This window comes from Gordoniibacillus kamchatkensis (assembly GCF_000829455.1).
Taxonomy (GTDB): Bacteria; Bacillota; Bacilli; order Paenibacillales; family NBRC-103111; genus Gordoniibacillus; species Gordoniibacillus kamchatkensis.
In genome coordinates, this window is record NZ_JXAK01000032.1 from 58,055 (window position 1) to 80,200 (window position 22,146).

General features: G+C 57.4%; 18 protein-coding genes, 4 pseudogenes and 3 riboswitches. Of the genes and pseudogenes, 8 read left to right on the forward strand and 14 right to left on the reverse strand.

Annotated features, from left to right (window positions below; genetic code table 11):
* Positions 1 to 174: 174 nt before the first annotated feature.
* The 5 genes and pseudogenes from SD70_RS18330 to opp4C all read left to right on the forward strand — a co-directional run bounded on the left by SD70_RS18330 (position 175) and on the right by opp4C (position 5,758).
* Positions 175 to 1,137, forward strand: coding sequence for an ABC transporter ATP-binding protein (locus tag SD70_RS18330; protein ID WP_041048980.1), 963 nt, complete (start codon positions 175 to 177; stop codon positions 1,135 to 1,137).
* 27 nt (positions 1,138 to 1,164) lie between these two features.
* Positions 1,165 to 2,124, forward strand: a complete 960-nt coding sequence (locus SD70_RS18335; RefSeq protein WP_041048981.1) for an ABC transporter ATP-binding protein — start codon at positions 1,165 to 1,167, stop codon at positions 2,122 to 2,124.
* A gap of 36 nt (positions 2,125 to 2,160) precedes the next feature.
* A complete protein-coding gene (locus SD70_RS18340; protein WP_156158086.1) occupies positions 2,161 to 3,843 on the forward strand; it encodes a peptide-binding protein in 1,683 nt (560 codons plus the stop codon).
* Positions 3,844 to 3,892: 49 nt separating this feature from the next.
* Positions 3,893 to 4,868 (forward strand): annotated as a pseudogene (locus tag SD70_RS18345) (ABC transporter permease).
* On the forward strand, positions 4,868 to 5,758 hold the full coding sequence (opp4C, locus tag SD70_RS18350; protein ID WP_041048982.1) for an oligopeptide ABC transporter permease: 891 nt from the start codon (positions 4,868 to 4,870) through the stop codon (positions 5,756 to 5,758). Before SD70_RS18345 ends, opp4C begins: the two are co-directional and overlap by 1 nt.
* A 74-nt stretch (positions 5,759 to 5,832) precedes the next feature.
* On the opposite strand, the gene SD70_RS18355 is transcribed toward opp4C, so the two are convergent.
* The 7 genes and pseudogenes from SD70_RS18355 to SD70_RS18385 all read right to left on the reverse strand — a co-directional run bounded on the left by SD70_RS18355 (position 5,833) and on the right by SD70_RS18385 (position 12,644).
* The gene (locus tag SD70_RS18355) at positions 5,833 to 7,020 is read right to left on the reverse strand and encodes an MGDG synthase family glycosyltransferase (RefSeq protein WP_082053467.1); all 1,188 of its coding nucleotides are present in this window, start codon (positions 7,018 to 7,020) and stop codon (positions 5,833 to 5,835) included.
* Positions 7,017 to 7,691: a phosphatase PAP2 family protein gene (locus SD70_RS18360; protein ID WP_197081074.1), complete on the reverse strand. Its 675-nt coding sequence runs from the start codon at positions 7,689 to 7,691 to the stop codon at positions 7,017 to 7,019. Before SD70_RS18360 ends, SD70_RS18355 begins: the two co-directional genes overlap by 4 nt.
* A gap of 220 nt (positions 7,692 to 7,911) precedes the next feature.
* The gene (locus SD70_RS18365; RefSeq protein WP_041048983.1) at positions 7,912 to 8,382 is read right to left on the reverse strand and encodes a C40 family peptidase; all 471 of its coding nucleotides are present in this window, start codon (positions 8,380 to 8,382) and stop codon (positions 7,912 to 7,914) included.
* A 4-nt stretch (positions 8,383 to 8,386) separates the two neighbouring features.
* Positions 8,387 to 8,550, reverse strand: a riboswitch (cyclic di-AMP (ydaO/yuaA leader).
* 147 nt (positions 8,551 to 8,697) lie between these two features.
* Positions 8,698 to 9,846: a galactonate dehydratase gene (dgoD, locus tag SD70_RS18370; protein ID WP_041048984.1), complete on the reverse strand. Its 1,149-nt coding sequence runs from the start codon at positions 9,844 to 9,846 to the stop codon at positions 8,698 to 8,700.
* A gap of 17 nt (positions 9,847 to 9,863) precedes the next feature.
* The gene (locus tag SD70_RS18375) at positions 9,864 to 10,307 is read right to left on the reverse strand and encodes a FadR/GntR family transcriptional regulator (RefSeq protein WP_041048985.1); all 444 of its coding nucleotides are present in this window, start codon (positions 10,305 to 10,307) and stop codon (positions 9,864 to 9,866) included.
* 119 nt (positions 10,308 to 10,426) lie between these two features.
* Positions 10,427 to 10,603 (reverse strand): annotated as a pseudogene (locus SD70_RS40430) (GntR family transcriptional regulator); the annotation flags it as partial.
* Positions 10,604 to 11,759: 1,156 nt separating this feature from the next.
* Entirely contained in the window at positions 11,760 to 12,644 is an 885-nt protein-coding gene (locus SD70_RS18385; RefSeq protein WP_041048987.1) for a LysR family transcriptional regulator, read from the reverse strand.
* Between the two features lie 127 nt (positions 12,645 to 12,771).
* Here SD70_RS18385 and SD70_RS18390 point away from each other — a divergent pair.
* A pseudogene (locus SD70_RS18390) lies at positions 12,772 to 13,511 on the forward strand (SDR family NAD(P)-dependent oxidoreductase).
* Between the two features lie 60 nt (positions 13,512 to 13,571).
* On the opposite strand, the gene SD70_RS33560 reads toward SD70_RS18390, so the two are convergent.
* The 7 genes and pseudogenes from SD70_RS33560 to SD70_RS18420 form a co-directional block, all read right to left on the reverse strand.
* Positions 13,572 to 14,624 (reverse strand): FUSC family protein, encoded by a 1,053-nt coding sequence (locus tag SD70_RS33560; RefSeq protein WP_052487602.1) that lies wholly within the window; start codon positions 14,622 to 14,624, stop codon positions 13,572 to 13,574.
* Between the two features lie 109 nt (positions 14,625 to 14,733).
* Positions 14,734 to 15,684, reverse strand: coding sequence for a DMT family transporter (locus SD70_RS18400; RefSeq protein WP_041048988.1), 951 nt, complete (start codon positions 15,682 to 15,684; stop codon positions 14,734 to 14,736).
* Between the two features lie 135 nt (positions 15,685 to 15,819).
* Positions 15,820 to 15,970, reverse strand: a riboswitch (FMN riboswitch).
* A gap of 103 nt (positions 15,971 to 16,073) precedes the next feature.
* Complete coding sequence (locus SD70_RS18405; protein ID WP_041048989.1) at positions 16,074 to 16,652, reverse strand: TMEM175 family protein; 579 nt, start codon at positions 16,650 to 16,652, stop codon at positions 16,074 to 16,076.
* A 127-nt stretch (positions 16,653 to 16,779) separates the two neighbouring features.
* Positions 16,780 to 17,624, reverse strand: a pseudogene (locus SD70_RS18410) (bifunctional 5,10-methylenetetrahydrofolate dehydrogenase/5,10-methenyltetrahydrofolate cyclohydrolase).
* 54 nt (positions 17,625 to 17,678) lie between these two features.
* Positions 17,679 to 17,758: riboswitch (ZMP/ZTP riboswitch) on the reverse strand.
* Positions 17,759 to 17,867: 109 nt separating this feature from the next.
* Complete coding sequence (locus SD70_RS33565; RefSeq protein ID WP_052487603.1) at positions 17,868 to 18,185, reverse strand: hypothetical protein; 318 nt, start codon at positions 18,183 to 18,185, stop codon at positions 17,868 to 17,870.
* Entirely contained in the window at positions 18,172 to 18,687 is a 516-nt protein-coding gene (locus SD70_RS33570) for a hypothetical protein (protein ID WP_052487604.1), read from the reverse strand. The genes SD70_RS33565 and SD70_RS33570 overlap by 14 nt, the downstream gene beginning before the upstream one ends.
* A gap of 16 nt (positions 18,688 to 18,703) precedes the next feature.
* Entirely contained in the window at positions 18,704 to 20,710 is a 2,007-nt protein-coding gene (locus SD70_RS18420) for a M1 family metallopeptidase (protein ID WP_052487605.1), read from the reverse strand.
* Positions 20,711 to 20,904: 194 nt separating this feature from the next.
* Between SD70_RS18420 and SD70_RS18425 the strand changes: the two genes are divergently transcribed.
* On the forward strand, positions 20,905 to 21,924 hold the full coding sequence (locus SD70_RS18425) for a phosphodiester glycosidase family protein (RefSeq protein ID WP_052487606.1): 1,020 nt from the start codon (positions 20,905 to 20,907) through the stop codon (positions 21,922 to 21,924).
* Positions 21,925 to 21,965: 41 nt separating this feature from the next.
* Positions 21,966 to 22,146, forward strand: a 181-nt coding sequence (locus SD70_RS18430) for a hypothetical protein (protein WP_041048990.1), incomplete at its 3' end; no start/stop codon positions are given.

Sequence of the window (22,146 nt, forward strand, 5' to 3'; positions counted from 1 at the left end):
CTTCACATAGAGCTCGCACCTTGCAAAATGGCACGGCGTTCGCCTTGAACACCGTGCCATTTCAGCTTGTTGACCATCGGTAAAATCTTAATGACAAATTTACCATAATATTGTAATATTGTCTGAGGCGCAAGCGTTTACATTTTATCCGAAAGAAATGCGGGTGAGCATGTTTTGTCACAGGCCATTCTCTCTGTGAAAGCGTTAAAGACGGTGTTTCGCGACAGAAAGAGCGAAAGGACCGTCGTCGACGGCATCGATTTTGAGATCGGCAGCAACGAAGTCGTGGCGCTCGTCGGCGAATCGGGCTGCGGCAAAAGCATAACGTCGCTGTCGATCATGGGGCTGCTTCCTCGCAGCGGCGAAGTTGCGGACGGGGAAATCCGCTTCCGCGGACAAAACCTGGTCGGGCTAAGCAAGAAAGAAATTTCGCGCCTGCGCGGGAACAAGATGGCGATGATTTTTCAGGAGCCGATGACGTCGCTCAATCCGGTGCTCACGATCGGGACGCAGATGACGGAAGGCGTTCGGCGCCATCTCGGCGTCAGCAAGGAAGAGGCGGCCAAGGTGGCGGACGATTGGCTCAGGCGCGTCGGTTTCCCGGAGCCTGCGCGCATCCGGCGCGAGTACCCGCACCGGCTGTCGGGCGGCATGCGCCAGCGCGTCATGCTGGCTATGGCGATGGCGTGCAAGCCGGAGCTGCTCATTGCCGATGAACCGACGACCGCGCTCGACGTTACGATTCAGGCGCAGGTGCTCGATCTGATCCGGCAGCTGATTGCGGAGACGCGCATGTCCGTGCTGTTCATTACGCACGATTTGGGCGTCGTGGCGGAAATGGCGACACGGGTCGTCGTCATGTACGCCGGCCAGATCGTGGAGACCGCCGACGTGCGCACGTTGTTCACTTCGCCGCGGCATCCGTATACGAAGGGGCTGCTCGCCTCGACGCCGCGCATGACGGGAACGGCCCGCAAGCTCGTGCCGATCCCGGGCAGCGTACCGCCTGCGGGGCAATATGCGGCAAGCTGCCGCTTCGCCGACCGCTGTCCGCAGGCGCGGCCGGAGTGCCGCGAACAGGTGCCGGAGCTGCGCGATGCAGGCGGCGGGCATCAGGTTCGATGCATTTTGGCGTAGCTAGACGAATCAGGGGGGAACGACGAAGTGAACGCACCGCTGCTGGAAGTGAAAGGCCTTCACAAGCATTTTGCCGTCGGAGGCCAATGGAAGAAAAAGGGCGTCGTGAAAGCGGTGAACGGCGTGGATTTGACCGTAGGCCGCGGCGAAACGGTAGGCATTGTCGGCGAATCCGGGTGCGGGAAGTCGACGGTCGGCAGGCTCATTTTGCGTCTGCTTGATTTGACCGAGGGTGAAATACGCTTCGAGGGGATGGACATCAGCCGCTTGTCGGCGAGCCGGATGCGCCCGATCCGCAAGCAGATGCAGTGCGTATTTCAAGACCCGTACGCTTCGCTCAATCCGCGCATGACGGTAGGCGCCGCCATCGCCGAGCCGCTGTTTCTGCAGGGCGGACTCAGCCGCAAGGAGGCGACGCTTCGCGCCGAGCGGCTGCTGGACACCGTCGGGCTGCACGCGCAGGCGAGCCGGCTGTATCCGCACGAGTTCTCGGGCGGCCAGCGGCAGCGCATAGCGATCGCCCGCGCAATCGCACTCGGGCCGAAGCTGATCGTTGCCGACGAACCGGTGTCGGCGCTCGACGTGTCGATTCAGGCGCAAATCGTCAATTTGCTTGGCGACCTGAAGGAGAAGACGCAGGTGTCGTACCTGTTCATCTCGCACAATCTGAGCGTTGTACGGCATATCTCCGATCGTGTGGCCGTCATGTATCTCGGCCGCATTGTGGAGAGCGGCACGCGCGACCAGTTGTTCGACAACCCGAAGCACCCGTACACGCAAGCGCTGTTGTCCTCGGTGCCGGAGCCCGAAGTCGACAGCAGGCGGGAGCGGATCGTGCTGAGCGGCGAAGTGCCGAACGCGGCCAATCCGCCGTCCGGGTGTCCGTTCCATCCGCGCTGTCCGCATGCGACTTCGCGCTGCCGGGACGAAGAACCCGCCTTCACCGAAGTGGAGTCGGGGCATTACGCCTCGTGCCATTTTATATAATCATTTCTGCTTGAAGTCGAAAGGAGCTTATCCCGTATGTTCATGAAACCATTCGGCAAGCTGGCTTCCGTCGTGCTTGCCACCGTTATGGGCGCGTCCCTGTTCCTGTCCGCTTGTTCGTCCTCGTCCGGGACGCAGGCATCCGGCTCCGGCAACGAGAAGCCGAAGTCCGAAACGAAGACCGAGACTGCCGCTCCTGCCGCCAAGAAGGAAAAGGCGGACGGCGGCGAAATTACAACCGCTTACCTGAACGAGCCGCAAGGCTTCATCCGCTTCTGGGCTACCAATACATATTCGTCCGAGGTAATCGACCTCGTTGAGAGCTCGATGTACAAGTTCAACGAGAATCAGGACATCGTGCCGGACCTTGCCGTCGGCATGCCGGCGTTCTCGGATGATAAAAAAGAAATGACGATCAAAATCCGCACCGACGCCAAGTGGAGCGACGGCCAGCCGGTTACGGCCGACGACGTCGTATTTACGCACAACATCCCGATCAACCCGGACTACAAAGGACCCCGCAAAGCGGCTTTCATCAAGCTGGCGAAAGTCGAAAAGGTAGCCGACGACACCGTCAAGTTCACATTCAGCGAACCGAACGCGGGATACATCGATATGCTCATTTACGGCATTCTGCCGCAGCACCTGCTGAAGGACGTCGCCGTCAAGGACATGGATAAATCGGACTTCTTCAAGAAGCCGGTCGGCTCCGGCCCGTACAAGCTGGACGAATGGAAGCCGGGCCAATATTTGACGTTCTCCCGCAACGAGAACTATTATGCCGGCAAGCCGGCCATCGCCAAAATCAACATCAAAATCATTCCGGACGCCAACGTCCAGATGGCGCAGCTGCAAACCGGCGAAATTACCGTGCAGGGCGTGCCTGTCGACAACTTGGACGTCATCGATCAATTCGCCAAAACGTCCGGCAAAATCAAGCTGCAGAAAGACATCCAGACTGCCGTTTACCACTTCGTCGGGTGGAACTTGACGAATCCGCTGTTTAAGGACAAAAAAGTGCGGCAGGCGCTGACAATGGCGATCGACCGCAAAGGAATTATCGACAACGTCCAGGAGGGCCAGGGCAAGATCGTCAACAGCCAGACGGCGCCGTCCTACTGGACTTATACCGACAACGTGCCGAAGTTCGATTACAACGTGGAGCAGGCGAAAAAAATGTTGGCCGAAGCCGGCTGGAAAGACAGCGACGGCGACGGCATTCTCGACAAGGACGGCAAAAAGTTCGAGTTCGAGATGAAGGTCAACCAGGGCAACAAAGTGCGCGAGAAGGCGGTAGCGGTCATTCAGCAGCAGCTGAAGAAGGTCGGCATCACCGTGAACATTCGCACCGTGGAAGGCTCTGCGTTCTCGAAAGATTTTACAGGCAAAAACTTCGAAGCGATCTACTATGCGTGGAGCATCTCCGGCGACCCGAATCCGGAAGGCATATGGCACTCCCGGGAAATCGCCACGGGCCTCAACACGGTGTCGTACTCCAATCCGGAAGTCGACAAGCTGATCGACGAAGACTTGAAGACGTTCGACAAAAACAAGCGCAAAGAGCTTCTCGCCAAAGTCGACGCGCTGATCGCCGAAGACCAGCCGTATACGTTCCTGTTCTCGCCGACGACCATTATGGCGTATCCGGCTAACCTGGAAGGGTTCAATCCGAAGCGCGACGGCTTGAAGGAAATCGAGAAGTGGTACTTCACGAAGTAAGGCAAGCCAGCGCACCTAGTCTGATCAATCAAGGAAAGAAGTGACCTGTGTGGCTGTTTATGCGGTAAAGCGCCTGCTCAATGCCGTCCCGATTCTGATCGGCATTACGATCATCTCGTTCATCATCATCCATATGGCTCCGGGCGGACCGTTGTCCGCCTTGACCGAGGATCCGACGATCAAGGCGGCGGACAAGGATAACCTGATTAAAGCATACGGCCTCGACAAGCCGCTCCATATTCAGTACTGGGATTGGGTCAGCGGCATGCTGCACGGCGACTTCGGCACTTCTTTCAGCAAAAGCACGCCCGTCTCGCAGTTGATTCCTGGACCGCTTGCCGAATACGCTCATCCTGACCGTCAGCAGCTTTATCCTATCGCTGCTCATCGCCGTGCCTCTTGGGATTATTTGCGCGCTCAAGGTCAATTCGCGGCTCGATCAGCTGCTGTCGGCAGTCAGCTTTGCCGGCTTGGCGGTGCCCGGCTTCTGGCTCGGGATCATGCTCATCATGTTCTTCTCCGTGAAGCTTGGCTGGCTGCCTTCGGGCGGACTTCAAACGATGGGCACCCAGTTCAGTATGGCCGACCGTATCAAGCATCTGATTATGCCGGTGATTTCGCTGGCTGTCGTTGAAGTGGCGATGTGGTTCCGGTATATCCGCTCCAGCATGCTCGACGTCATTAATCAGGATTACATGCGCACGGCGAACGCCAAAGGCCTCGGCGGCATGCGCATCCTGCTGCTGCACGGCCTCCGCAATGCGATGATTCCGCTTGCTACAGTGTTCGGGCTCAGCTCGATCCCGGGCTTCTTCGCCGGCGCGGTCGTCCTCGAGCAGGTTTTCTCCATACCCGGCATGGGGCGGCTGATGCTGGAGGCGGCATTTCAACGGGACTATCCGGTGCTCATCTCGACGACGACGCTCGTGGCGATCATGACGGTCGTCGGCAACTACTTGGCGGACTTGTCGTATGCAATCCTGGATCCGCGGGTTAATCTCGGCAAACAGGAGGTGAAGGCGTGATGGCGACGAATTCAGCTCCTTCTGCGCTTGGGCCGGCTGCCGCGGCGTTTGCGGCGAAACCGAAAAACCGCTCCTGGGAGCAGTTCAAGCGGAACAAGGCGGCGGTTGTAAGCCTGACCGTGCTCGTCATCCTGATTTTGCTTGCTTTGTTTGCGCCGATTGTCGCTCCTCACGACCCGGCGGAGCAAGATTTGCTGCAGCGGCTTAAGCCTCCGAGCGCATCGCACCTGCTCGGCACCGACGACCTGAGGCGCGACCTGTTCAGCAGGCTGCTCTATGGCGCCAGAGTATCGCTGTCGGTCGGCATTGTCTCCGTGCTGCTGAACGTCATAGTCGGCATCGTCGTCGGCGCGCTCGCCGGTTACTACGGCGGCAAGATAGACGCCGTCCTGATGAGGTTCGCCGACATGATGCTGGCGTTTCCTTACCTCATGATTCTGATTACCGTCGTATCAGTGCTGAGGCCGAGCCTGACGAACATCATTGTCGTGTTCGTGGCGTTCGGCTGGATGGGCAAAGCCCGCCTGCTGCGCGGCCAGATCCTGACGCTCAAAAACCGCGAGTTCGTGGATGCGGCGCGGACGATCGGAATGTCGGACGCCCGCATCATTTTCCGCCACATCTTGCCGAATGCGATCGGGCCGGTCATCGTCTCGGCGACGCTGCAGATGGGCGGGCTCATCCTGCTCGAGTCGACACTCAGCTTCCTTGGCCTCGGCATTCAGCCGCCGGCCGCCAGCTGGGGCAACATGCTGCAGAGCGCGCAGACGCTCACGATTTTGATGAAAGCGCCGTGGGTGCCGTTTTTCCCGGGACTCATGATTTTCATCACGATTTTATGCTTCAACTTCGTCGGAGACGGCCTGCGCAACGCGCTGGATTCGCGATAACGTGCCGTTACGTACAAAAGCAAGCCTGCGGCCGCCCGGTGCGGCGGCAGGCTTGCTTTTTTTGCGGATTCGGTTCAAGCTCCGGCGAATTCGGCCGCTGCTGTTGCCCATTCCGGCGCGGCTTCGTGCAGGTGCCTTGTTTCCATAATGGCAGACAACGTGCGCGCAGCGCCTTCCTTCAGTTGATTGGACCGGGCGTTCTTTTTTAACTCGTGGAGAAGGGCCCGGTCGGCGATTACCTCGAGCAGCCGGCTTTTCAGCTCCGCGGCGTTTTTCGCTTCCAGCGCTGCACCCAAGGCGACCAGATAGGCGGCGTTTTCCTGCTCCTGACCCGGGATCGGTTTGTACAGCATCATGGGCAGCTCCAGGGCGAGCGCTTCCGATACCGTCAGCCCTCCCGGCTTCGTTACGATCAAGTCGGATAAAGCCATCAGCTCGTGAATATGCTCCACAAAGCCGGTAATGACGACTTGGTGGCGGGTTTTGCCGCCCCCGAACTCCTCCTCGAGCTTCTGCTTCAGCTTCCCGTTGCGGCCGCATACGAAAATAAACTGCACCGGAGCGATCAAGTCCTCCGATTGAAGCACGGATTTGAATTGTTTGCCGATCAAGCCGTGCCCGCCTCCCATGACCAGAACAGTCGGCATCGCAGGGTCCAACCGATGTTTATGGCGCAGCTGCACACGGTCGTAAGTTTGCGTGAAAGGCAGCCGGATCGGAATGCCGGTGACCGCGATGCGATCTTCGGGTATATGGTAGCGCAGCAGCGCCCGCTTCACATGCTCGGTTGCGACGAGATAGCGATCCGTGCAAGGGTGAATCCAGTAGCTGTGGTCCGTGTAATCGGTCATGACGGTAACCGTAGGCACCGATGTAAGGCCATTTCTTTTCAAATAGGACATTGCCGCGGCAGCGCCGGGAAACGTGCTGACGACTACGGTCGGCTCGTATTCGCGAAGAAGCTCCAGCATGCGGCCCTCGCTGAACGATCTCATCCGTTTGAACCAATGGGACAACGTGTTGTCGTCCCGCGTTTTGCGGTACAAGTAGCCGTACACCGAAGGCAGGTTTTTTACCCATTGCATGTAGCAGTAAACGCCCACCGAGTGCAAATGCGGATGCGTCCACTCCAAATAATCGACAACCTTCACTTCTACACCCGGACGATAAAATCGCGCCGCCTCCACAATCGCTTGCGCCGCTTTATTATGTCCGTCACCGAGCGAACCGGTGAGAATCAATACTTTTTCGTTCCCTGTCATCGTTCAAAACCTCCTTCGATCCGGCCGCTTCGGACGCCTGCGGCAGCGCTTTTGACCGGCCAACCTCCGCAAATTTTCTCTACGGCATAGACGACGGCTTCCGCAACGAGCACGGCGCCGACGATATCGAGCAGAACATGCTGTTTCATAAATTGGGTCGAGGCAATGATGAGCAGTGCCATGAAAGAAACTGCCGCCGTATAGATGCGCGATATTTGAGCCGAACTGATATAGGCTTTCATCATCAAGTACGAAGTCAGCACATGCGTGCTGGGGAAACAATTGAACGGCTGGTCCGCGCGATACACCCACTGCACCATGCGCAGCAGCGGGTCGTTCCCGTGGACATCAGGACGAGGCACGTGCGTCTGGTATACGGCATAAACCCCGTAGCAGATAAGAAGGCCGATCATGAATTGGAGCAGCGTCTTATAGTACTTCTGGCGATCTTTATGCGCCAGGTACATAAACCCGGCCAGCAAAAATACATACCAGGCCAAGTATGGGATAACGAATATTTTCAGAAAAGGGAGATCCCGGTCGAGATCCGTTACCAAACTATAGTAATTCCCTCCGCCGTGGTTCAAGTATACATAGATGAGACCCACCAGGGGGATGCATAACAAAGCGCTGCAAGCGAGCAAATACGACTTGAATGCCCTCGCCCTCATTCGAAATCCCTCACTCTCCATTGCGTTATATCCATCATAAAAGAGAGCGGTCTCATGCAAAATGAACCTCGGCACGGTTTTCGTTTAGCCGAAGGTCTTGACCAAACCTGGACCAAAGCCAAGTAACCGGTCCGCACGAACAGAAAAAAAAGCCCCCGGGACTGCGGCTGGTGCCGCGGTCTCCGAGGGCTTGTGGCAGGGTGTGTGAAGCTTCTTCTCATTATTTTGCGTCCGTCGTCATCTGGGTGTAAATCTCGTCCCATAGCACGCGGCGGGCAGCGACATAACGCTTCTTGTAGTAGGAGTCGTCGAGGCTTGTCTTGATGACGCCTTTGTCTGTGGCGGAGTGTACGAAGTTGCCGTCCCCGACATAGATGCCTACATGCGATACGCCTTTGCCGTCCGTGTTGAAGAATACGAGGTCGCCGGGTCTCAGATCTTCCTTCTGGATCCAATAGCCTTTCGTGTCTTGCTCTTTCGAGCTGTGCGGCAAGTCAATGCCGAACTGGCCAAACACGTAAGACGTGAATCCGGAGCAATCGAAGCCCGATGTCGTCGTGCCGGCCCATTTGTACGGGGTGCCCATCAGATCCCCAATCGTCTTGTTGAGAGGGGTTTCCGCAAAAGCGCTTCCCGCCTGCGCCATGAACAGCACGACCAAGCTGAATACGAATACGACAGCTTTTTTCAACAGAAGAAGCTCCTTCCGATGCCTACGAGGTTAGCTGGAGGGTTCGGTCGAAGGTATGCCCTATGATTCCTACGAACCTATAGATAGTCCTATAGTCGCGAAATCAATTCACCCGAAAAACTGGTTCCCCCGTTTTCCGCGAAAGCGGAAATTCGGCAATTTGTGTAATGTTTTTTGTCCGAACTAAATATTCGTCAAAAATACCCAAAATCCTCCTATGAATCTTTCATATTCTAAAAAAAAGTTTTAAGGTGCATAGGAAAGCGAAAAATGGGCTCCTTTCCGCGGAAAGGAGCCTTTGCTATTCGACAATATTCACCATTCCGCAATGGAGCCGTCCTCGTACCGCCACACCGGGTTGCGCCAGCGGTGGCCAACGGCGGCCATCTCGCGCACCTTTTCTTCGTTCACGTCGATGCCGAGACCGGGTGCCGTCAGCTTGCGCACGAACCCGTTCTCGTAATGGAACACCGACGGATCGGAGAGATAGTCGAGCAGGTCGGAGCCTTGATTGTAATGGATGCCGAGGCTCTGCTCCTGGATGAAGGCGTTCGGCGTGCAAAAATCGAGCTGCAGCGACGCCGCCAGCGCGATCGGTCCGAGCGGGCAGTGGGGCGCGACGGCGACATCGTACGCTTCCGCCATGGCGGCGATTTTGCGCACTTCCCATATGCCGCCGGCGTGGCTCAGATCGGGCTGGATAATGTCGACGACGCCTTGCGCGAGCAGCGTTTTGAAATCCCAGCGCGTGAACATGCGCTCGCCGGTCGCAATCGGAGTGGAGGTGTGCTTGGCCAGCTCGGCCAGCGCTTCGTTGTTTTCGGGCAGCACCGGCTCCTCGATAAACATCGGCTTGAACGGCTCAAGCTCCTTCATGAGCACTTTGGCCATCGACTTATGCACCCGGCCGTGAAAATCGATGCCAACGCCGAGGTCGTAGCCGACCGCTTCGCGAATCGAAGCGATGCGGGCGACCGCCTCGTCGATGCGGCGGTGGCTGTCGATCCATTCCAGCTCCGACGTGCCGTTCATCTTCACGGCCGTGTAGCCTGCGTCGACTTGCTGCTTGGCGTGCGCCGCCACTTCGGACGGCTTGTCGCCGCCGATCCAGGCGTATACGCGCATCTTGTCGCGCACCGCGCCGCCGAGCAGCTCGTGGACGGGCACGCCGAGCCGCTTGCCTTTAATGTCCCACAGCGCCTGCTCGATGCCGGACATCGCGCTGGTCAGAATAGGGCCGCCGCGGTAAAAGCCGCCCCGGTACAGCACTTGCCACAGATCCTCGATGTTGCCGGCTTCCTTGCCGATCAGATAGTCGCTCATTTCCTCAACGGCGGCGCGCACCGTATCGGCCTTGCCTTCGACGATAGGCTCTCCCCAGCCGACGAGGCCGTCGTCGGTGGTGATTTTCAGAAACAGCCAGCGGGGCGGAACTTGGAACAGTTCCATAGTGCGAATTTTCATGGTTCGGTTCTTCCTCCTTAGGGGGCGGTAGGTTCAGTCTCCGTGTTTTGTTGGTGAAACGCTTTCAACATGTCTTCGAGATGGCTGCGCATCAGATGCTCCGCCTGTCCCGCATCGCTGCCGGCGATGGCGTGGGCGATGAGCGTGTGGTAGGCGGCAGCGCGCTCGTCCATGCCGGGCCATTTCATCGAGCGGCGCCGGCTGTCGAGCAGCAAATCGGAGGCCGGTTGCAGCATGCCGCTCAGCACCTGATGCCGGGCAGCCTGAGCAATAAGCTCGTGAAAGGACAAGTCCTCTTCGAGAAAATCTTGACCGCGCCGCATTTTGCCCGACATCGTCCTGGCGTTGGCGAGCAATGCCTCAGCCTCCTCCTCGCTGCGGCGTTCGGCAGCCAGCGACGCCAGCCTCGGCTCGACCAGAAGCCGCGCTTCCAGCAGCTGCAGCAAGCTGGCGTCGGCCAACCGTTCAAGGCGATCGGAGTGATCCGCCGTTCGGCAGGAGGGAGCAGGAAGTCCGGCTGCACGAATGTGCCCCGGCCTTGCTCGATGCGAAGAATGTTCTGCTTGCCGAGAATGCGCACCGCCTCGCGCACGGAGGAGATGCCGACGTTCAATTCGGCGGAAAGGCGATCGAGCGGCGGCAGTTGGGTGCCCGGCGGCCATACTCCGCTGCGGATGCGGTTCTTAATCTCCTCGTAGACGGTCTCGTACGTGAGCTTGCGGATGTGGGTCACCTCCGGTGATGTTGGGGGAAACATCAGATGTATGTGACGATTGTATCACGAAACATCTGATGTTTAAAGAGGGGAGAGTGTTGAAATTGACTGGATCTCGTGCGTCCCGGCTTTAGTGCGGAAGCTAGAGAGTACTGCAGAATCGTCTAGCTAAAATAAGAATCCTGGCTCGACGTTCGCGGATGGGGAGGTCGAGACGTATGCGGATGGAGAGACGCGGCGCGTATGGATGAGGGGCGGAGCGTATGCGGGAGCCTGACTTCGGTTGAGATTTCCTGCTAGCTGGAAAGTGTGTGCGGTAATAGAGGTTTTAACAGAGTGAGATCGGATTGGAGGAACGCTACTAGCTGGCAAAGCATGAACTCAATACGCGCATGTCGCAGCGCAGCTTGAAAGGAACGTAGTTCCGTTATGGCACGGATAGAGGGGTGTCGGATAAAGCTTAACGGAACACGGTTCCGTTATTGGTCCAGAACAAGAGAGATTCTCGCCGAAAATGTGGAAATAGCGTACTGCCGTTCCGCTATTTTTGGGAAATGCTCGGGAAATAGGCCGATAACGGAACAAATTTCCGCTATCAGGGAGGAAGGCGATGAGTTTTTCAACAACTTGAAAACCTGCCGCTAATTTTTATCCATTCGCCTGTTTCTGACTATTTTGCGGGGAAACCCCCCCATTAATTTTGCCGATTCCCTGGATTTCTTCGGACATTGGCAATTTGAGATGGAGCTTTTCCATATAATCTTCCAGTGTTCGTCTATCCCTCGCCATTACCGGTACATTTTCCAGCTATTGCAGTATCTGCGGTTCAGCCGGCGCTACTGCAATCAGTTCGCTCGGCAAGCGGCTTGCATTGGTTCGGCGTGCGAGTGATGAGGGTGCATGGATGCGAAATCGGTCGCGGACGCAGCTGATCTGTGGGAGAGTTGAAGTGAAAGTGCAGTGTAAGAATATTTCCTCTTACGAATGTGTAATGAGGCCAAGATGAGCACCACATACGGGACATCCGCAGGCTGATATGCCCCCTAAACTGCGCAACTGTCAAGATACGGTACCCTGCCGAACCGTTTCGGCAACTTCACCAAGCGAGTAGCATGTTCTGCAACCTTCCTTCTCATTGCTGCTGGAGAAGTTTTTGCCACTAGCGAGAAACGGTCGTTTCCCGCGCCAGCCCTTACCGCTACCGTTCGGGAAGCTCTCGCTTGAGAAACTGATAAAGCTTCGTAGTCGCCAGCTTCAACGGATAATCCGACGGTTTCGACAGAATGCCGATAGCCATGTCTATGGGAGTGCCGCTAATCGGCCGCACTGCAGTGCCTGCCGGTACAGGGCTCAACACAATCTTTGGCACCAGGGCGATCCCCAGCCCGCTCTCGACATAATATTTCAACGCTGTCATACTGCCGATCTCCATTGTATCTAACGGAATGTTCCCCGATTCCTGCAATACCGTCTCCAGTTTTTTGCGGTACGGGCATGTCTCCGACGTGATAAGCAGGCGGTGTCCGCGAATATCGTCAGGCGCGATAGCCGTTTTATGGGCGAGCGGATGATTTGCCGGTACTAACACAGCAAACTCCTCTTTGAACAACGGCTCAAAATACAGCTCGGAACCGAACTCCGGCGACGAGCAAAGAGCAAGGTCGATATCTCCTTTGCGCAGCCGCTCGCTAAGTACCGGCGTGTTGGCGAAGTCCACGGAGATGCGGATTTTCGGAAATTGCGACAGAAACCTTTCCAAAACGGCGGGCAACCGGTAACTGGCGGTCGGCTCCGTCGCTCCTAACCGAATAGCCCCGGCTTCGCCGAGCCGCAAATCTGCAAGGTTCGCTTGCAGCTGCTCCATATTTTTGACGACGTGCAAGCTTTGCTCGTGGAACAGCCTTCCGGCTTCGGTCAGCCGGAACGGTTTGCCGCGTTCGATCAGCTGCACGCCCAAATCGGCTTCGAGCTTTTGGATTTGCATCGTGACGGTGGATTGCACATAGTTCAATTCCTCGGCTGCGCGCATAAAACTGCCGTACTTCACGATCGTTTGAAACGTCTTTAATGTTTTAAGGTCCATCGCTAGCACCTCCGGTCCGAATAAATTCAAATATTATGAATTTGTCGATCAATTAATTCAATTATACAAATACAACCCGGCAGCATACAATCGTAACTATCATGGTGAACCGAGGAGATGACCCAGCATGGATATCAAAAACAAAGTGGCGCTTGTGACCGGCGGCGGTACGGGAATCGGCAGGGCGACAAGCCTGGCGCTGGCCGAGCGGGGAGCGATTGTGGCGGTGAACTATTCCCGCTCCAAAGCCGAGGCGGAAGAAACGGTACAGCTTATCCATGATAAAGGCGGGCGCGCCGTAGCGGTACAAGCCGACGTTTCCCGGGACCCGGAAGTGCGCGCAATGGCGGAGCAGGTGCGGCGACAATTCGGAACGATCGATTTGCTGGTCAACAATGCCAGCATAACGCGGCACATTCCATTTGACGATCTGGAGGGAGCGACCGAGCAAATATGGGACGAGCTTTACGGCGTCAATGTGAAGGGCATGTTTTATTGCGCGCGTGCCGTAGCCCCATACATGAAAAAACAAGGGCTAGGGGCAATCGTCAATCTCGGCAGCATAGCGGGGCAGACGGGACTCGGCTCCAGCCTGCCTTACGCCGTTTCCAAAGCGGCTGTGCACGGGCTGACAAAATCGCTGGCGCGGGCCCTCGCTCCGATGATTCGCGTCAACTGCGTCGTTCCGGGCGCGTCGAAACCAGGTGGTGGGCCGGCATGGAGGCGCAGATGAGGAAGCTGGCTCCGAACCTGCTGCTGCAGCGCCTCGCGGCGCCCGGGGACATTGCGTCCTTGATCTGCGCGGCTCTGGAGCAAGAAGCGATGACGGGGCAAATCATCACGGTGGACAGCGGGCAAACGCTGTAACCGGCAAAACGGGAAGGCTCATGCCGACGGCAAGGGCCTTCCCGTTTTGCTGCGCATGCTTTATAAGTCCGCGGAAACTTCCTTTACAATGCGGTCCAGGTCCGTTAAGATCCCCCCGACTTCCCGCAGCACAAGAGGGGACCCGACCTGTGTCATCTCGTTTAAGCAGGCAAGCTGCACGGTTTGTGCCCGCCGGATAAGCGCGCCCTGCCTATCTTTGTTCTCGTCTGACGGCTGAATGGCCATTTCGCCGAAATGATCGAGGCACGCCGCCGCTGTCCGAAGCGCCTCGCTAATCCGCTCGATTTTCGGATATTCGAGTTTGTAATCTTCCATGTCCCTTAGATCCGCCAAGCTGCGGCGTATTCCCCGAATTTGCACGGTGACCCGTTCCAATTGATTCATCCCATACGAGAGGACGTCCAGGCGGGCTCTCGTTTTCGCCAGAAAAGGGCTGAATTTTTGGCTTTGTTTGGCCAAATGGATCGCTTGAAGACTTTTCCCGGTTTCAATGATCAAGCTTTCTACCGCATTGTAGCCGTTCCAATTGCCGCCCTTTTGCCCCAGCAGCAAAGTCAGATCGCTCAGGGTCGAGGCGGCGCGCTTGCCAAGAGCAAGAAGAGAAGCTTCGGCGCTCGGGATGGCGTTCGGAGGAATCAGGAAAGCGTTGATCCCGACCGCAACCGCACAGCCTACCATCGTTTCGACGATCCTTCCGAAGGCATAGCCTTGACTATGCCCGAAAGCCAGCACCAGCAAGGAACTGACCGCAACTTGGGAAGTGATCTGGTTGTTCAGGCGCAAGGAATTGGATATCGCCATCCCGGCAAGAATCACGAGAAAAATGGATAAGGCCCCTATACTAAACCAATGCCCGATGAGCACGCTGACGGCGACGCCGAGGATGATCCCGACGATTCGCTGCACCGCTTTTTCGAGGGAATCGGCGACAGTGACCTGCACCGTCAAAATGGCCGCCAGCGGCGCAAAGTAGGGATAGTTGTTATAGGCGAGAACAGTGGCCAGCCACCAGGATAAAGCAGCCGCGAGGGCCGTTTTGAACGTTTGAAGCGTCAAACCGAAACGTGCCGGCGTGCGAAAATTCGGGTTCAAGGTATCATTCCTCCGGGGAAGGGAAGCGGTGGTAGCTTATGTTATTTTGCCCATTCCGCCGCTTCGGAAACCCGCCCTCGCCCGGTGCGGCCAGCTCTCTGCTGTTGGCTTAGCGCTGCCTCGATATATAGAAAAATACAATCCAAATGAATGCGAATCCGCATAGCTGTGCAAGCGATAAGGGTTGGTGAAATACGAGCCAATTGATCAGAACGCCGACCGCCGGAAATGCCAGTTCCCCCAATGTGGCATAGGAGGCTTTGGTATTGGCTAAGCCGCGGTAGTAGAGCAGCAAACTGAGCAATCCCGGCACAAATGCTTGCAACAACAGGTTCCCCGACAAAGCGAGCCAGTTCGGGAAATGCTCCGGCGGCTGCCAGCCGGCGCCTTCGATCCAAGTTGTGGCGATAAGCAGGGGAAGCGCAACCGTAAATCGAAGCGCCGTGATCGTTTCGAACTGCATCCGATCGAGCAGCAATCGGCCCATTACCGTAGAGCCTCCCCATAAGGCGGCCGCTCCGATAGATAACAAGCTGCTCAAGGCAAGTACGTCCGTCCATTCGCTAATGGGCACCGTCCAGCCGAAAGTAAGCAAATAAGCGCCGACAAGCGCCATGATCAGCAGCAACGGAAACAGCCTCGGAAGTGCTTCTCTCAGCACCAGACGAGCCATGAGGATGGCGAACAAGGGCTGAAGCTTTTGCAGCAGCAGCACCGAGTTGGGATTCCCGTAAGCGAATGCCGTTGTAAACAGGATGGTAGCGATAGCCGATCCTCCCCAGCCGATAAACAGCAGCGCAAACAAGTGACGTGTCCGCAATCCGCGAAGCTCCGCCCGGTGAATCCACAGAACCGGCACAGCGTAAAAAAGCAAAAGCACGTGCTCGAACAATACAATCTGAGATGAAGTAAGCACCTTTAACAAAAGGATGCGAAACAAGGGATCGACACCCCACAAGGCGGCGCCTGCCACTACAAACCAAATGCTCTTGCTGGTGCTGGCTGCGCTTGTGCGTTCGGACGGAGCGCTGCGTTGAACTGCGAATGCTTTTCCTGCCATATTCATCAACCTCCCAAGGTTTTTGAATAGGACGCTTCGAAAGAAGTCATGCCCCGTTCTCGATTTGAAAACGGGGCATGAGCAAACAAGCCCAGCGCGGCGACTTTTTTTGAAAAGTTCGGCACTTTGCTTGTTTTCGACCTTCTCCCATCCGGACTATACCGTCGGCCTTGGATTTCCACCAAGTCAGTCGCCGGCTGCTTTCGGCAGCCAAGCGAGTCGCGGGCTTAGGTTCACGGGAACCATCACCGCCGGTCAGGAATTTCACCTTGCCCCGAAGGTCCGTATTCAATTAGTTCACATTTTACGTCGCTTTGGCGAAGACATCAAGCGTGGGGCAAAAAAAGCTCTTCGAAACCCGCCTGCTCGCGGGAATCGAAGAGCACTTCTTAGCGGTTTCTCAGGGCATGCTCGATTCGCTTATCCGGAACGAACCAGATTGCGGCAACGAGGACGAAAAAGAAGCCGGATATCCAGGTACTCAAATATGCGCTCAAGACCGCGATCAAGTAGAGCAGAGGAGATAATTTCCCCTTCCAGTCTTTGCCCATCTTCCGGACGAATAAGGAATCGCCGGCATGCTGGTGAATAATCGCGCGCTGAAGCAGCCAGTACGAGAACGCCGCTAATAGTAGAATAATACCGTACAGTGCCGTTGGGGTGGCTGCAAAATGGCTTTCCCCCATCCAAGCTGTTGTGAACGGTACAAGGGATAGCCAGAAAAGAAGCAGCAGGTTGAGCCACATCAGCCGCCCGTTCATCGTTCGAACCATGTGCAGCAGATGATGATGATTGTTCCAGTAGATGCCGACATATATGAAACTGAAGATGTAGCTAAGTATTTTCGGACCAAGTACGATTAGCGCATGCCAGTCATGGCCTTCCGGCACTTTAAATTCCAACACCATGATCGTAATGATAATCGCTAGCACGCCATCGCTGAACGCTTCCATCCGATTCGCTTTCAGATTGTTTCACCATTCCTCACTGAGAGCTCTTTTAACCTATTCCTCATTTGTAACGTTGCATAAAACTTTTCATATTGTCAAGCAACCCTCCACAATTTCGTATGCGGGATCGCCCCTTCTTCATCTTTCAGGAAACGAATTTTTCCGCCGCATCAACGGTATGCTTGAGCAGCGTCGCGATCGTGACCGGCCCTACGCCTGCCGGGACAGGCGTAATCGCGCTCGCGTTCGCGTAGCATGCGTCAAAGTCCACATCCCCGACATTGCCTTCGTTGTAGCCGGCATCGAGGATGACCGCGCCCGGCTTGATCCAGTCTCCTTGCACGAACTTGGGCTTGCCGACGGCGGCCACGACAATGTCGCCCATGCGCACGATTTCCGCCAAATTGGCGGTTTTGGAATGGCACGTCGTCACCGTCGCGTCCTTGTTCAGCAGCATCGCGGATACGGGCTTGCCGAGAATCGGGCTTCGGCCGATCACGACGGCGTGCTTGCCTTGGGCGGGAATGCGATAGTAGTCCAGGATGGCGATGATCGCGCCGGGGTGCAGGAAGGGAAATCGGCGAAACCGAAAGCGGTGCGGGCAAAGCCGAGCGCCGTTACGCCGTCCACGTCCTTGTCGATGCGGATCGCTTCGAATGCGGCCCGCTCGTCAATATGACGGGGGACCGGATGCTGCAGCAAAATCCCATGTATAGCCGGGTCGTCATTCAGTTGCCGAATGGAGGCGATGAGCCGCTCCGTCGTTGTGCTTGCGGGCAGATCGACGCGGACGGAGCGAATGCCGAGCCGTTTGCAGGCGTTGCCCTTCATCCGCACATACGTAGCCGAAGCAGGATCGTCGCCAACCAAAACAGTGGCAAGGCACGGAACGATCCCCTTCTCGGTGAGGCGCCGAATGCGTTCCGCCAAATGCTCCTTTATGCTTGCTGCCACTCGGTTGCCGTCCAAAATCAGTTTGTCCGTTTTCATGTTACCAGCCCTTTCGCATCGGATTCAAACAGAAAGAGGCAAGGGGAATCCCCTTACCTCTGCCCAGGCGTACGGCTCGTATATCCGCGTGCTCCCTCATGGTTCCCCATGCTCCGCCAGTCACACACGGTCCATTAGCCCTATCTTAGCAAACGAAAGGCCGTTAAAGCAATAGTGCCTGCCTGCCAGGCAACAAAAATCGCTCTGCCGGGGCAGCCCGGCAGGGCGATTTTGCATAACGCGCTACGCGTTCACTTTGTCCCGCCACAGCGCGTGCTGCGCGGCAATGCTCCACACTTTCAGCACCATCCGCACGAGCGGGTACAGCTGGTGGATGAGCAAAGCGGTCAGCCCGGCCCACACATACGATGCGCCTAACGCCAGCAAAAATAGCAGCAGAGTGACTAGTCCGATAAAGAGCGCAATCAGTACGACGCGGTGCGCGTTGGTAATCCAGCAGAGCAGGGTGGGGAGGAGCCGGATGCCTGCGGCGCGGCCGAACTGCACGTACATGAACAAGAGCTGCAGCAGGAATGCATAAACCAGACTAGCCGCCGGCATAAGGAAGGAGCGCCGCAATGAGCTTGCCGGTTAAAAAATGTTTGCCGTACAGCTCGCTCGCTTTGCCGATCAGCCATGGCAGCGGGGCCGCCGTGAACGCGATGAGCAGTACATAGTACAGGAGATAATGGCCTCCGAGCTGCTTTATGCCGCGGAAAAACCGGTATCCGGCGTTCAGGTCGGTCCGGTGCAGCGAGTAGTAGACGGCGGCGTTAAGCAGCGGCGTGACTGTCATCCGCACGATCAGAAGCACGGCCAACGTCCACATGTACGGGATGAGCAAATCCGTCTTCGTCAGCCGGAATTGGCCTTCGGCAAGAAATAGATGCGAAGCCCCTCCCGGCAGCGACGAGCCCGGATAACGGTGCAGCAAAGGAGTCACAATGGACTGAATGTACCGATACAGGAAAAATCCCCAAAGCAGCTCGTACACGAACAGGGTCACGATGGCAAAAGGCTGGCGGAAAGCGCTGCGCAGTCCTTCCCGAATCCAGTTCATCATAGGAATAGCACCTCCTCTACCAAGCGATCCAACGGAATGCGGTTTCGATCAGATGCACGATGCCGAGGTTCCAGCGCACGTTCCATTTTGGATCGACCTTCATCGTCAAAAAGTTGTTAATATGCCGGTTTTCCAGGACCAGCTTATGCGACGGATCGATCATGACCCAGTCGACCGGAGCGGCGGAGCTCACTTTCAGTTCGGTTTGCAGCTCTTTGCCGTCCCACACTTGGTCGACCGCCGAGCCGTCCGCGAAGTGGATGTGCACCGGCACACCCGCTGCCGTACCGCCGTAGCGCCGCAGCAGCACCGAGTTGTCGTAGGCGCCGGGACCGGAAAGCCCAGTCGGCTTCGAACGTATGCCGTCTACGGCATAGTCGGTCATAAGGCCGCCGTACACGTACTGGTTGAAGAAATCGTCCCATTTCTGCTTGGTCACGTCTTCGAGCACCGCCTGAAAATCTTGCGTGGAGGGATGCTTGAACTTCCAGCGCTGGAAATACGTCTTCAGCACGCGATCCATCTGGTCTTTGCCGATTTGCTTCTCGATCGCGGTCAGCACGAGCTTGGCGCGCGTATATACGTTGTCGGCGTACTCGTCATGGTCGCGGTAGTCCCAAGCGTTTTCCTTGAGCGCAGCCGGGGACGTAATATAGCTGGATTGAATCGGAAGGTTCGCCACCGACCCAAACTCCGTCGCCATCAAGTTGTCTTCCGCATAGGAGGTGAACCCTTCGTCAAGCCATGCTTCCTCGAATTCGTTGGAGGCGACCATGCCGTACCAAAACTGGTGGCCGATCTCGTGCACAACGACGCGCTCGAGCTCGAGGTCCGGCTCATCCTTGGTCGCTCCCCAAGCCGTAATGAGCGTCGGATACTCCATGCCGCCGGCGCCACCGGCGCCTTCGGGCGGAACGACGATCGACAGCGTCGAGTACGGATACGTTCCGTACCACGAGCTGAACCGGGCGAGCGCCTTTTTGGCGGCGTACATGTACCGGTTTTTGTACGCTTCGTGGGCGGGGTCGAGGTATAGCTTGATTTTGACGCCGGGCAGGTTCGGGGCGGAGTAAGGCTCCTCGTAATATTGAAAATGCGGCGAGGCGGCCCATCCGAAATCGTGCACGTCGTCCGCATAGAACTGATACGTTTTCACCTTGCCGTCCTCGACCGCAGGTCTGGTCGGGAAGCCGGTGGCGGCGACGGTGTAGTTTTGAGGCACTTTGATTCTGACGTCGTAAATGCCGAAGTCCGAATAAAACTCGCTGTTGCCGTGATACTGGTGCAGGTTCCAGCCGTCGGCCGTGCGGCCGCGCGTGCCCGCCGTCTCATAGGCGGCCAACTTCGGGAACCATTGGCCGGCCATGACGAAGTCTCCGGAGTACCCCATGCGGGCAAAAACTGCCGGCAGCTTGACCAAAAACTCGGTGCGGACCGTCACCTTTTCTCCCGGACCAACCGGTTTCGGCAGCTTCACTTCAAGCAGCGTATGGTCGTCCTTGTTGCCGTCGTCAGGCTGAACGTACCGGATGCGGGAGCTGAGATCGTTGCCGTCCTCGGTTCGGATCGTCAGCAGCTCCACGCGGCCGAACGAGTCTTTGCCGGCTTTGTCGCTGCGCAGCTGGCCGCCCGATTCGCGCATGAACGTCGTTTTTTTCGACTCGAAAGCGTTCGGGTACAGGTGGAAATACAGCTCCGTTACTTGCTGCGAGCCGGGGTTCGTCCACGACACGGATTCGCTGCCGCGCAGCTCTTTCGTCTTCGCGAGCAGTTCGACGCTCATATGATACTCGGTGATGCGGTTGCTGAGCGGCTTCTCGGCTTGCGGCGCCGGTACGACCGGAGTTTCGGCGACCGGCGAAGCGGGCGTCTCGGGTGAAGGCGTGGCCGGCTCTTTGCCGAAGGCGGTGGTGTCGTGCTGCGCGCTGCGCGTCAGGACTTGATCGGAGCCGTACATGAGACCGCCGGCCGCGAGCAGCAGTACGAGCCAGCGCAGCGTTTTGCTTCGTATGGTCGGATTCATTCATTTCACCTCATTGACAAGCGTCTACAGCATGTATATGTCGGGGCTCGTACGAATATTTCCGGGCGGGACAAATTATCGCCGGATGCCGCGCGCGAAAAAGTGGCCCGCCGCGGGGCGCGGAGGAAGGAATTAACATGGCCGTTGTCAAAATTACTAGGAACGAATATACGGCAGTAGGGAGTAGGGGCGGAATGCTGGCACGGGTGCAGGGCTGGTCTTGGTACAAAAAAACGTTGATGGCCTTGAGCGTGCTCGGGTTTCTCGGTTCGAATTTTATGTTTTTGACGCCGTACGGGACTGAGCTGCGGATGAGCCTCGCGGAGATGGTCATTATGACGCAGCACCGCTGGTACGCCTGGTTTCTCGTGGGCGGCGCGGAGCGGGACCGGATGGTCGAGGCGCTGTGGGAACGGATTACAAGCATGGGGGAGGAGCCGCAAAATTTCAATCTGGTGCAGGTCGCCCCGCGCAAGCAGCGGACGAAGGACGAGCTCATTCACGTGGAAGACATCGCCGGCAAAAACTATCGCGGCAAAATGATGTGGGTCTACGACCCGCACAGCATCCGCATGGTCGTGACGTCCAAGCAAGGGTGGGGCGAGCGCATAACCGAAATGGTGAAGCGGACGGGGGCGGTGGCCGGCGTCAACGCCGGCGGTTTCGACGACCCGGACGGCCTCGGCAACGGGTTCGCGCCGATCGGGCTCATTATGTCCGATTCGCAGGTGCTGTATCAGGACGCGGACGGGAAACAGCCGATCGTCGGCTTCACCCGCGAAGGGAAGCTGGTCGTAGGCAACTATAAGCTGGAGGAGCTGCGCGAGCTGGGGGTGAAGGAGGCGGCTTCGTTCTATCCGCGGGTCATTTTGGACGGGAAGCCGCTCATTACGAGCGGCGAAGGCGGGACAGGCATCCAGCCGCGGACGGCGGTAGGGCAGAAGGCGGACGGCACGGTTATTTTCATCGTCATCGACGGCCGCCAGCCGGGGTGGAGCATCGGCGCAACGGAACGGGAGGTTCAGGACCTGTTTCTGGCGCAGGGAGTCGTGAATGCGGGCTTCCTCGACGGCGGCGCGTCTTCGGAGCTTGTCGTCGGCGGCGAGCTGCTGACGAAGCCGTCGAGCCGGTACGGCGAGCGCCGCCTGCCGTCGGCGTTTCTCGTTTTCGACGAGCCGGACAAAATCGTCGTCACGAGCCTTGGGAGGGGCTGACGCACATCGATGCCGGGGGAGCGGCGACGCACCCGGAGTTTTTGGAGGATCTGCGGCGGCAGCGGGAGCAGGCGGCGAAGAACCCGCAGCCGCCCAAGCGGGAGCCGTCGGCTCCGCAGCAAGGCGGCGTGACGGGTGCGACGTACGGCAGCGGCGCTGGCGCCGGCGGCACGAAGCCGGGCGCAGGCACAGGCGGTGCGAGCGCGCCGGGCGCGGGAGCGG